An 11,739-nucleotide genomic window follows, 5' to 3' on the forward strand; every position below is an offset into this window, starting at 1 on the left:
ACCCACGCCAACCGACATATGTGAACCCCACCCCCCTGTTCTCGGTGAAAATCGCCTGCTAGAGGGGCCGCGGGCGATCCTGCCGAGCAACCATCGCGTTCACCCGTTCCCACCCGGCATTTCTGCAGGTCGCCAATGAAAGCTATTGCCTCCCTGCGTATTTCGGTCAGAGTTGACAATACCAGTAATTCTTGTCCCTGAACCGGAGACAAGCAAACCGTGATTGCCGTGAGGGCAAACTGAAAATCTTGTGTGAATCTCGTGTTGCGCGTGTCGCGACCCGTCAACGTCCAGTTGAAGAGACGCAGGTGAGAAAGCCGGCGACGAGGCACCCCGTGAAGCTGCTGAGCAAGGCACGGCAGTTGCTGGGTAGGGTGCGCCATATGGGTGACGTCATGCACCCATCACGTGAGCGTGATCGGGTATTGGATGCCGTGAGGCTCGTGTCACTGGCCACGGTCGTGGCCTACCACGTCCTCGCGGGCAGCCCTACCCTCATCAAGGGCAAACCGGCTATGTCAGCGAATTACAACGTGCACTGGCTGTTTTGGCTGATCCCACTGATGCCCCTGTTCTTCTTCGCGGGCGCCGCAGCTAATCTTCACTCCTGGGAGTCCGGTAGGTCGTGGGGGCAGTTTCTGATGAGCCGGACGACGCGGCTCTTCCGTCCGGTCTTCTACTTCCTCGCATTCGTGGCGCTGGTGACCACCTTGCTGCGCATCACCATGGGCAACTCCCGACAACTCTTGTATCTCGAGATGCGCCATATCGAGCTGCTCTGGTACGTCGGCGCCTATCTGCTGACGCTGGCGTTCATGCCCTGGCTGGCCCGCATTCGCACGGGACGCCGACTCGGCGGGTTCATCGCGGCAATGTGCCTGTTCACGGCCCTGATCGACACCATCAGCGTCGTTACCGACACCTGGGTGATGACCGGCTGGATCAACATGATCTTCATGTGGCTTGTCCCCGCCGCGTTGGGCATCGCCTATCAGCGCAGGCTCATCCCCCGCCGGGTGGCGCTGGCAGCCGCGGCCGTCGCCCTCGGCGCCACCGTGGCACTGGCCATCCTGGGGCCGTACCCGACGGGACTGATCGCCAACATGCCGCCGACCTTGCTCCTCGCGACGAGCGCAATAGTCGAGTGCCTGGTGGTGATCGCGCTGGCACCGGCCATCAATCGCCGGCTACAGGGGGCACGCACCTGGAGATTCGTGGAGCTGTGCACCAGCGGCAGCATGACGATCTACCTGTGGCACTGGGTGGTCACGTTCCTGTTGTCCTACGGGGTCTACCTGGCCCTGCATATCGGATTGGTGAGCCCGCGCGATGGCTGGTACTGGCCCGGAAACGTGCTGCGCCTGGCGATCGTATGCGCCATCGTGGCCGTCTTCTTCGTCCCGCTGCGGGCCACCGAACGCCGCGCGCTGCCGTGGTGGGACCGCCCCATCCCGCCGATGAGTAAGGGGCGCGATATCGCGGTCGGCGTCCTCGTGCTGATCGGCGCCATCCTGACGCTTGTCTATACCCGGATCTACGTCATCAATCCGGGCTGGGGCGGATTCACACCCGCAGGACGGTGGGTCGTTGTCGCGTCACTGATACCACTGGCCGCTGCGCGCATACTCTGCCGAAAGACGTTGCCCGGCACAGTGAATAGATCAGAAGCTCAGCTTCCGCTTGTTCACTCGTCAAGCAGATAGGCCACGCTGTCCCGCAGCCGTGACACCGCCGCACGCAGCGCCGAGACGTCAGGGCCTTCGCGTAGCACCTCGCGCGAGACCGCGGGCAGCAGAAGCGATCCCGGCGCCCCGCCTAAGCCACGCAGATCGCCGGGCCTACCCCCCTGGGCGCCGAGCCCCGGGACAAGCACGGGGCCGCCAATCGACGACAAGTCCGGCGGATCGGTGACGGTTACCCCGACCACCACACCCATGGATCCCGGACCGGTCTCCTCGGCGTTCAGCGCGGCCACCTGATCCACCATCGCTTGCGCGACGGTCGCGTCTCCGGTGCGCGCCCGCTGTACGGGAGGTGCTTCCGGATTGGAGGTCGCGGCGAGGACGAAGACACCACGATCGCGTTCACGCGCCAGGTCCAGCAGCGGAGATAACGACCCGAAGCCCAGATACGGCGAGGCGGTGACGGCATCGGAGCTCAACGGAGAATCACCCAGCCAGGCCTGCGCATATGCAGCCATGGTCGATCCGATGTCGCCGCGCTTCGCGTCGGCCAGCAGCAACACCCCGGCCTCACGCAGCCCGGCGATAACTCGTTCGAGTACCGAATACCCTGCCGCACCATAGGTTTCGAAAAACGCCACCTGCGGTTTGACGATCGCCACCTCGGCGAAGGCCTCCACGCAGATATCGCTAAATCTGGCCAGGCCCGACGCATTGACATCCAGCCCCCAGGCGCGCAGCAGCTCCGGATGCGGGTCGATGCCCACGCACAGCGGGCCGCGGGATGCGGTGGCCGCCCGCAGCCGTGCGCCGAACGTCACCGCAGGCCCGCGTGGAGTTCCTGCAGCGAGCGCACGCCGATGTCGCCGCGGATACCCGCCTCGATCCCCTGCACCGCGGCCGAGGCGCCCTGCACCGTCGTAATGCACGGGATGTTCATCGACACCGCGGCCGATCTGATCTCATAACCGTCGACGCGGGGGCCCGAGTTCCCGTAGGGAGTATTGATGACCATCGCGACCTTGCCGGACTTGATGACGTCTACTGCCGACTGGACCGGACGTCCCTCCCCCGCGCTCTCATAGTGCTTACGCACCTCTTCGCACGGTATTCCATTGCGGCGCAACATCTCTGCCGTGCCCTCGGTGGCCAGCACCTTGAATCCGAGATCCGCCAGACGCTTCACCGGGAACACCAGGGAGCGCTTGTCGCGGTTGGCCACCGAGACGAAGATCGTGCCCTCCTTGGGCAGCGAACCGTATGCGGCGGTCTGGCTCTTGGCGAAGGCGCTGCCGAAATCGGCGTCGATGCCCATGACCTCGCCGGTGGACTTCATCTCCGGTCCCAGCAGGGAATCCACTTGGCTACCGTCGGCCTTACGGAATCGGTGGAACGGCAGCACGGCTTCCTTGACCGCGACGGGAGCGCCGGGCGGCATCGTCGCCCCATCGCCGGCGGCCGGCAACAATCCCTCCTCGCGCAGACCGGCGATGGTGGCGCCCAGCATGATCCGCGCGCATGCCTTGGCCAGCGGCACGGCCGTGGCCTTGGAGACGAACGGCACGGTGCGGCTCGCACGCGGATTTGCCTCCAGGACGTACAGCACGTCGTCCTTGAGCGCGTACTGCACGTTGAGCAGGCCGACCACACCAATTCCGTGCGCGATGGCCTCGGTGGCGGTGCGCACCTTTTCGACATCGCTGCGGCCCAGGGTGACCGGCGGCAGCGCGCACGCCGAGTCGCCGGAGTGAATGCCGGCCTCCTCGATATGTTCCATCACGCCGCCGAGGTAGACCTCGGTCCCATCGCATAACGCATCGACGTCGATCTCGATGGCGTCCTCGAGGAAGCGGTCCACCAGCACCGGGTGCTCCGGCGAAAGCTGAGTAGCGCGAGTGATGTAACCGTGCAGGGTGTCCTCGTCATAGACGATTTCCATGCCCCGACCGCCCAGCACGTAGGACGGTCGCACCAGTACCGGGTAGCCGATGTCCGCCGCGATCTGCCTGGCCTGCTCGAAAGTCGTCGCGGTGCCGAACCGTGGCGCCGGCAGACCAGCCGACACCAGCAGGTCCCCGAACACGCCCCGGTCTTCGGCGCGGTCGATGGCCGCCGGGCTGGTGCCCACCACCGGCACACCCGCATCGGCCAAACGCTTGGCCAGGCCCAACGGGGTCTGCCCGCCGAGCTGCACGATCACACCGACGACACCCGGTCCACCGCGGCCGGATTCACTTTCGGCGTGGTAGACCTCGAGCACGTCCTCGAAGGTCAGCGGTTCGAAGTACAGGCGGTCAGCGGTGTCATAGTCGGTGGACACCGTCTCCGGGTTGCAGTTGACCATGATGGTCTCGAACCCGGCCTGCGACAACGTGGTTGCCGCGTGCACGCAGCTGTAGTCGAATTCGATGCCCTGCCCGATGCGGTTGGGGCCCGAGCCCAGAATGAGCACCTTGGGCCGCTCGGTCTGCGGGGCCACTTCCGACTCCGCCGCCGGATCCAACTCGTAGCTGGAGTAGTGATACGGGGTCCTGGCCTCGAATTCGGCGGCGCAGGTGTCGACGGTCTTGTACACCGGCCGGATACCCATCCGGTGCCGCAACGACCGCACTCCGTCCTCCCCTGCCAGTTCCGGTCGCAGCGCGGCGATCTGGCGGTCCGAGAGTCCATAGTGCTTGGCACGGCGCAGCAGTTCCTCGTCAAGGATCGGCACATCACGCAGCTCAGCACCGAGGTGGTGAATCTGCGCTATTTCTTCGACGAACCACGGATCGACGCCGGTGATCTCGGCCACCTGCTCGACGGGTACACCAGCGGCCAGCGCGTGTTCGATGCCGTAGAGGCGCCCGTCACGTGGCACCCGCAGCTCCTGCAGGAACGTGTCCAGATCCTCGATGGGACCGGCGTTGTCGGTCCAGAAGCCCGCCGCGGAGGTCTCCAACGAGCGCATGACCTTCCCGAGTGCCTCGGCGAAGTTCCGCCCCAGGGACATCGCCTCACCCACCGATTTCATGGTGGTGGTCAATGTCGCGTCGGCACCGGGGAACTTCTCGAAGGCGAACCGCGGTGCCTTCACCACGACGTAGTCCAGAGTCGGCTCGAAACAGGCCGGGGTCTCCTTGGTGATGTCGTTGACGATCTCGTCGAGCGTGTACCCGATGGCCAGCTTGGCGGCGATCTTGGCGATCGGGAACCCGGTTGCCTTGGAGGCCAACGCACTGGAGCGCGACACACGCGGATTCATTTCGATGACGATCAAGCGACCGTCCCGCGGGTTGATGGCGAACTGGATGTTGCAGCCACCGGTGTCGACACCGACCTCGCGCAAGATCGCGATACCGAGGTCGCGCATCTTCTGATACTCGCGGTCGGTCAGCGTCATCGCGGGAGCCACCGTCACCGAGTCTCCGGTGTGCACACCCATCGGATCGACGTTCTCGATCGAACACACGACCACCACATTGTCGCGGCTGTCGCGCATCAGTTCGAGCTCGAATTCCTTCCACCCGTAGATGGATTCTTCGATCAGCACATTCGCCGAGGGAGACGCCGAGAGGCCCTCCCCTGCCATCCGCTCAACGTCCTCAGGGGTGTACGCCATGCCGGAACCCAAGCCGCCCATGGTGAACGACGGCCGTACCACCACCGGCAATCCGAGGTCCGAGACGGTGTCGCGGACCTCGTCCATGGTGAAACAGACGCGGGACTTCGCCGACTCGCCACCCACCTTGGCGACGATGTCCTTGAACCGCTGCCGGTCCTCACCGCGCTGGATGGCCTCGAAGTTCGCGCCAATGAGCTCCACGTCGTACCGGTCCAGTGCGCCGTTCTCGTAGAGGGCGACCGCGGTGTTCAACGCGGTCTGACCGCCCAGCGTCGGCAGCAGGGCATCGATCTTGTTGCCCTTCTCTGCCTGTGCGGCAAGGACTTTCTCGACGAACTCGGCGGTGATCGGCTCGACGTAGGTGTTGTCGGCGTACTCCGGGTCGGTCATGATCGTGGCCGGATTCGAGTTGACGAGACTGACCTGCAACCCCTCCGAACGCAGCACACGACAGGCCTGAGTGCCCGAGTAGTCGAACTCGCAGGCCTGGCCGATCACGATGGGCCCGGAGCCGATGACCAGGATGTGGTTGAGGTCTGTGCGACGTGGCATCAGCGGTTACCCCGATTCTCAAGTGACGTAACGAACTGATCGAACAGGTACTCGGCGTCATGAGGTCCGGCCGCCGCCTCCGGGTGGTACTGCACCGAGAAAGCCGATCCGTCCAACAGCCGGATCCCTTCCACCGTGCCATCGTTGGCGCAGGTGTGGCTGACCTCGGCGCGCCCGAACGGCGTGTCGAACTGCTCGCCTGCTTCACCTTCGAGGGCGAAGCCGTGGTTCTGCGCGGTGATCGCGACCCGGCCGGTCGAGTGGTCGATGACCGGGATGTTGATGCCGCGATGCCCGAAGGTCATCTTGTAGGTGGACCGACCCAGTGCCCGGCCCAGCAGCTGATTGCCGAAGCAGATGCCGAACAGCGGGATCTTCTGTTGCAGCACCGCCTGCGTCACCGCCACCACATGATCCGCGGTGGCCGGGTCGCCCGGCCCGTTGGACAGGAACACGCCGTCGGGCGCCAACGCGAGCAGCTCGTCCGGGCTGATGGACGAGGGCACCACCTGCACCCGGATACCGCGTTGCGTGAAGTTGCGTGGAGTGTTGGTCTTGATCCCCAGGTCCAGAGCCGCCACGGTAAACCGATGCGCACCTTCGGGTTCCACGATGTAGGTGTCGTCGGTGCTCACCTCGCCGGCCAGGTCCGCACCCAGCATTGAGGGCTGGCCGTTGACGCGCGAGAGCAGGAAGTCGGTGGGCGCGTCGGCGACGGTACCGCTGAAGATCCCCGCCTTCATCGAACCGCGGGTACGCAGGTGACGGACGACGGCGCGGGTGTCGATTCCGGCGATGCCGACGACGTGCTGCTTCTTGAGGGCATCGTCGAGGGAACCCGTGGCCCGCCAATTCGATACCCGGTTGGAGGGATCTCGCACCGCGTATCCGGCAACCCAGATCTTGCCGCCGCGACTCTCGTCATCCTCGTCGTTCCACCCGGTGTTGCCGATCTGCGGCGCTGTCGCCACCACAATCTGCCGGTGATAGCTCGGGTCGGTCAGGGTTTCTTGATAACCGGACATGGCCGTGCAGAACACCGCCTCGCCGAGGGTTTCACCCACCGCACCGAACGGCTTACCGGTGAACACCCGCCCGTCTTCGAGAACGAGCACCGCCTTGTCACTCATGACGCCTGCTTCCATTCCTCGTATTCGCTTCGCGGTCGTGCCAAAAATCCGGTGTCGATCTCGACGCCCGAGGGCAGCCGCCACCGAATCGCGAGAATTCCGTCGTGGGTAAGTACCTTGCCCGCCAGCGCCTTTGCCGTACGGATCTCGGTGATGACATCCGCGGGTATCCAGATGTCTGCGGTTCCGCTGCGCTCCAGCAGGACTCCGCCGGTGTATCGAGTCAAGGTGGCGCTCGCCCGGTAGCCCAAGTCGCCCACCGCGATCCGATCTTGCCAGTCCGGCGCGATGGTACTGCCGACGTAGAGACCGTCGGCGGGTTCGATGACGATGTCACCGCGCTCGGCGGGCACGGCGGGCAGCTCTCCGACGCTGTCGGCCTGGCGCTGCGCGCGCGCCCGCCAGCCGCGCCACATCAATCGGAAGAGCAGCACGGACAAGGTAAGCGAGGCGCCCGCCATGATGAGTGCACCAACGAAGTCTCCGTGGTTCACAGCGCCACCTTGCCGTCCCGCGCAGTCACCCGGCCGCGCAGCAGCGTCGCAGTCACGGTGGCAGGCAACGTCATCGATTCGAATGGGGTGTTGGCCGACTTACTGGCCAATCCATCACCCGTGACGGTCCAGGTGGCGTCGGGGTCAACGATCGCCAGGTTGGCGGGCTCGCCGACGGCGATCGGGCGCCCCTGATCCGGCAGGCCGACGATCTGCGCCGGACGCTCGCTCATCACCCTGGCGATGTCGCGCCAGGTCAGCAACCCGGGTTTCACCATGGTCTCGACGACCACGGACAGCGCGGTCTGCAACCCGAGCATGCCGGGGCGGGCCGCGGCGAACTCGCAACATTTCTCGTGGTCGGCATGCGGCGCGTGGTCGGTCGCCACACAGTCGATCACGCCATCGGCGAGGGCCCGACGCAATGCTTCGGCGTCGGTGGACTCCCGCAACGGCGGGTTCACGCGGTACACACCGTCGTAGGAGGCGAGCCGGCTGTCGTCAAGTAGCAAGTGATGCGGAGTCACCTCGGCGGTGATGGAAATTCCTTGCCCCTTGGCCCATTTGAGCAACTCAACGGTGCCGGCGGTGGACGCGTGACAGATGTGCACCGGGGCACCGCTGTCACGGGACAAAATCGCATCCCGCGCGACGATGGATTCCTCGGCGGCGCGGGGCCATCCGGTCAGGCCCAGCTTGGCCGCATGGGCGCCCTCGTGCGCCACGGAGCCGACGGTCAGCCGCGGTTCCTCGGCATGCTGAGCGATGAGCACACCCAAACCCTTGGCATATTCGAGAGCGCGTCGCATGATCAGCGGATCGTGCACGCACTTGCCGTCATCGGAGAACATCCGTACCCGGCCCGCGCCACGCGCCATCATCGCCATCTCGGTGAGCTGCTTGCCTTCCAGCCCGACCGTGACGGCACCCACCGGATGCACATCGACAAGTCCTACCTGCTGGCCGCGCTGCCACACGTGATCGGTCACGACGGGGCTATCCGCCACGGGGTTGGTGTTGGCCATCGCGAAGACGGCGGTGTAACCACCCAAAGCCGCTGCCGCCGAACCGGAATCGATGGTCTCGGTGTCTTCACGGCCAGGCTCGCGCAGATGCGTGTGCAGGTCGACGAATCCGGGCAGCAGCACCTGACCGAGCGCTTCGATGGCCGTGTCGACCTCCGTCTCGATGCCCGGCCCAATACCGGCCTCGATGCGGGCGATCTGGCCGTCCTCGACGAGGACGTCAACCTGCTCGCCCTCCCCGTACAGCAGTACGCCCTTGATCAAGACACTCATGCGGGCACCGCCTCATCCGAACCCACCAGGAGGTGGAACAGCACGGCCATACGAATATGCACTCCATTCGATACCTGTTGCAGAACAGCGGATTGCGAAGAATCAGCCACGGAGGACGCGATTTCCATACCGCGCAGCATCGGGCCGGGATGCAGCACCACCGCGTGTTCGGGAAGAAGCCGCTGCCGCGACTCGGACAAGCCGTACAGCACCGAGTACTCGCGCGCCGACGGAAAGAAGCCGCCGGTCATACGTTCGGCCTGCACCCGCAGCATCAGCACCGCATCGGCGCCGGGCAGCTCGGCATCCATGTCATGAGTGACCGTCACCGGCCAGGTCTCAATACCCACGGGCAGCAGCGTGGGTGGCGCCACCAGCACCACCTCTGCGCCGAATGTACTGAGCAGCAAAGCATTCGACCGGGCAACTCGGCTGTGCAGGATATCCCCGACGATGACGATGCGGCGGCCTTCCAGGCCGCCCAGCCGCTGCCGGATGGTGAGCGCGTCGAGCAGCGCCTGGGTGGGATGTTCGTGGGTACCGTCGCCGGCGTTGATGACGGCCGGGCCGCCCTCACCTTCGGCGGTCCACTGAGCCAGCTGGGCGGCGACACCCGACGCTGGGTGACGGACGATCAACGCGTCCGCACCGATCGCGCGCAGGGTCAAGGCGGTATCGCGCAGTGACTCGCCCTTGGCCACTGAGGAACCCGATGCGCTGACGTTGATGACGTCGGCGCTCATCCATTTACCCGCGACCTCAAAGGAAACTCTTGTCCGCGTGGAGTTCTCGTAGAACATCGTGATGATGGTGCGCCCGCGCAGGGTCGGCAGCTTCTTGACCTCGCGCCCCGCCAGAGCCTGAAGGAACCGGTCGGCGTCATCGAGGATGGCGGTGGCCTCGTCGCGAGTCAGGTCGGCCGCCGACAGCAGGTGTTTCACGAGGCCGCTCCCTGCCCGCTGTTGATCACCACGGAGTCGCGGCCGTCATGCTCGGTGAGCAGCACTTTGACGTCTTCGGAGCGTGCGGTCGGCACGTTCTTACCCACGTAATCCGCACGCAGCGGCAGCTCCCGATGCCCGCGATCCACCAGCACTGCCAGCTGCACCGCGCGGGGCCGGCCCAGATCGCGCAGCGCGTCGAGGGCCGAGCGCACCGTACGGCCGGAGAACAACACGTCGTCAACCAGGACAACCAGGGCGCCGTCCACTCCGCCCTCGGGAATCGAGGTGCGTTCGAGCGGGCGGTGGGGTTTGTTGCGCAGATCGTCGCGGTAGAGCGTGATGTCCAGGAATCCGGCCGGCACCTCGACACCGGAGAACTCGGTGATGTGGGCGGCCAATCGCTTGGCGAGGGTGGCACCGCGGGTGGGGATCCCGACCAATACGACGCGAGGCGCGTCACCGGAATCGGAAAGTGCGGTCTTTTCGATGATCTGATGCGCGATACGCGAGATGGTCCTGCCGACATCTGCGGCGGACAACAGTTCGCGTCCCTCTGGTAATACGCCCACGCTTACGCGAGACCTCCTTCTCCGCCTCACTGGACGGATCGTTAAAGGATGTCACTTATCGCCAGGGATCTTAGCATCCGGGCACCCGACGGCCACGACTGACAGGATGGAGTCATGCCCGAGTCTGACGACACGTTTGATACAGCTCTCGCTCCGATTCGCGCCGCGGTCAATGACCGCATACTCGCCGGAGCGGTAACGCTGGTGTGGCAAGGCGGGCAGCTCAAGCACCTGGGCGCCGTGGGCTATCGCGACGTCGACGCTGGTCTGCAGATGGCCGACAACACCATTTTTCGCATCGCTTCCATGACAAAGCCGGTGATCAGTGCGGCCGCCATGGCTCTTGTCGACGACGGCACGATCCGCCTGAACGACCCGATCACCACCTGGTTGCCGGAGTTCTCCCAGATGCGGGTACTCGCAAATCCAGACGGCCCATTGGATGACACATTCCGGGCACCGCGCGCCATCACGGTCGAAGACCTGTTGACCCACCGCAGTGGGCTGACCTACGACTTCATCGCGACCGGGCCAATAGCGAAGGCCTACCAGCCGCTGCACACCGCGGCGTTCAGTGAGCCCGACGAGTGGATCGGGGCCATCGCCGCGCTGCCGCTGGTCTACCCGCCCGGTGAACGCTTCCACTACAGCCATTCCACCGATGTGCTCGGCTTACTCATCGCACGCGCGGCCGGGCTGCCACTCAACGAGCTGCTACGTCAACGAATCCTGGATCCGTTAGGCATGTCCGATACCGATTTCTTCGTTCCCGAGCGCAAGGCCAGCCGATTGGCACGCCTGTACGGCCTCGGCGATGACGACCAGATCGTGGTGGCCGACCGCGGCTATCTCACCTCGATGCCGACGTCAGCACCGGCGCTGTGTCGCGGTGGCGGCGCTCTGGCCAGCACCGCGCACGACTACCTCACCTTCGCGCGGGCGCTCCTCGGCGGTGGCGAGGCCAACGGAGTACGCATCCTGTCCCCCGAATCGACGGCCGCGCTGCGCACCAACCGGCTCACCCCGGCCCAGCGGAAGCTGCCGTCCTTCGGCCTGCCGTACTGGACCGGACGCGGGTTCGGCCTGGGATTGTCGGTCGTGCTCGATCCGAACGAGGCCGCACTGTTCGGTCCGGGCGGTGCCGGAACCTTCGGCTGGCCGGGAGCATTCGGCACCTGGTGGCACGCCGACCCGAAGGCCGACGCGATCCTGATGTTCCTGCCGCAGTGGCGCATGCCGGAACTGGACCCCAAGGCCGCCCTGGGGCGCACATCCACGCTGCGACTACAGCTTCTCCATGTTCAGTTCGCGCAGGCGGTGTACGCCGCGCTCTAGCGGCGAGCTCTGTAGGCATTCTTGAGCCTTTGACAACACCATGGAACACAACGCTGTTCTGCAGTCCACGCCAACCGATACCGAGGTGCGAAGATGACGATCCTGGCTCCCCAGGCCAGCAGCGATCCCAG

Annotated in this window: 9 protein-coding genes; 2 read left to right on the top strand and 7 right to left on the bottom strand. The window is 65.3% G+C overall.

The window, feature by feature from the left end; all coding sequences use genetic code 11:
- The first annotated feature begins 383 nt into the window (after positions 1-383).
- Positions 384-1,703, top strand: coding sequence for an acyltransferase family protein (locus tag B4394_RS18670; RefSeq protein ID WP_078312068.1), 1,320 nt, complete (start codon positions 384-386; stop codon positions 1,701-1,703).
- Here B4394_RS18670 and pyrF read toward each other — a convergent pair.
- The 7 genes from pyrF to pyrR are packed head-to-tail and all read right to left on the bottom strand — an operon-like array spanning position 1,685 to position 10,273.
- Positions 1,685-2,503 (bottom strand): orotidine-5'-phosphate decarboxylase, encoded by an 819-nt coding sequence (gene pyrF / locus B4394_RS18675; RefSeq protein ID WP_078311875.1) that lies wholly within the window; start codon positions 2,501-2,503, stop codon positions 1,685-1,687. The two genes, B4394_RS18670 and pyrF, sit on opposite strands and share 19 nt — an antisense overlap.
- Complete coding sequence (carB, locus tag B4394_RS18680) at positions 2,500-5,838, bottom strand: carbamoyl-phosphate synthase large subunit (protein ID WP_078311872.1); 3,339 nt, start codon at positions 5,836-5,838, stop codon at positions 2,500-2,502. Before carB ends, pyrF begins: the two co-directional genes overlap by 4 nt.
- Positions 5,838-6,968 (bottom strand): glutamine-hydrolyzing carbamoyl-phosphate synthase small subunit, encoded by a 1,131-nt coding sequence (gene carA, locus B4394_RS18685; RefSeq protein WP_078311870.1) that lies wholly within the window; start codon positions 6,966-6,968, stop codon positions 5,838-5,840. Before carA ends, carB begins: the two co-directional genes overlap by 1 nt.
- On the bottom strand, positions 6,965-7,462 hold the full coding sequence (locus tag B4394_RS18690) for a PH-like domain-containing protein (protein ID WP_078315914.1): 498 nt from the start codon (positions 7,460-7,462) through the stop codon (positions 6,965-6,967). Before B4394_RS18690 ends, carA begins: the two co-directional genes overlap by 4 nt.
- Positions 7,459-8,760 carry a dihydroorotase gene (locus B4394_RS18695; protein ID WP_078315915.1) on the bottom strand — a complete coding sequence of 434 codons (1,302 nt, stop codon included), beginning with the start codon at positions 8,758-8,760 and terminating at the stop codon, positions 7,459-7,461. The genes B4394_RS18690 and B4394_RS18695 overlap by 4 nt, the downstream gene beginning before the upstream one ends.
- Entirely contained in the window at positions 8,757-9,701 is a 945-nt protein-coding gene (locus B4394_RS18700) for an aspartate carbamoyltransferase catalytic subunit (protein ID WP_078315916.1), read from the bottom strand. The genes B4394_RS18695 and B4394_RS18700 overlap by 4 nt, the downstream gene beginning before the upstream one ends.
- On the bottom strand, positions 9,698-10,273 hold the full coding sequence (gene pyrR / locus B4394_RS18705; protein WP_170915021.1) for a bifunctional pyr operon transcriptional regulator/uracil phosphoribosyltransferase PyrR: 576 nt from the start codon (positions 10,271-10,273) through the stop codon (positions 9,698-9,700). The genes B4394_RS18700 and pyrR overlap by 4 nt, the downstream gene beginning before the upstream one ends.
- A gap of 114 nt (positions 10,274-10,387) precedes the next feature.
- On the opposite strand from pyrR, the gene B4394_RS18710 reads away from it, so the two are divergent.
- Entirely contained in the window at positions 10,388-11,608 is a 1,221-nt protein-coding gene (locus B4394_RS18710) for a serine hydrolase domain-containing protein (RefSeq protein WP_078315917.1), read from the top strand.
- Positions 11,609-11,739 lie beyond the last annotated feature (131 nt).

This window comes from Mycobacterium sp. D16Q16 (assembly GCF_002013745.1).
GTDB lineage: Bacteria > Actinomycetota > Actinomycetes > Mycobacteriales > Mycobacteriaceae > Mycobacterium.

Bases quoted from the DNA above. Each gene is read 5' to 3' on its own strand.
- B4394_RS18670 (WP_078312068.1), top strand. From the start codon at position 384: ATGGGTGACGTCATGCACCCATCACGTGAGCGTGATCGGGTATTGGAT.
- B4394_RS18695 (WP_078315915.1), bottom strand. From the start codon at position 8,760: ATGAGTGTCTTGATCAAGGGCGTACTGCTGTACGGGGAGGGCGAGCAG.
- carB (WP_078311872.1), bottom strand. From the start codon at position 5,838: ATGCCACGTCGCACAGACCTCAACCACATCCTGGTCATCGGCTCCGGG.
- carA (WP_078311870.1), bottom strand. From the start codon at position 6,968: ATGAGTGACAAGGCGGTGCTCGTTCTCGAAGACGGGCGGGTGTTCACC.
- B4394_RS18710 (WP_078315917.1), top strand. From the start codon at position 10,388: ATGCCCGAGTCTGACGACACGTTTGATACAGCTCTCGCTCCGATTCGC.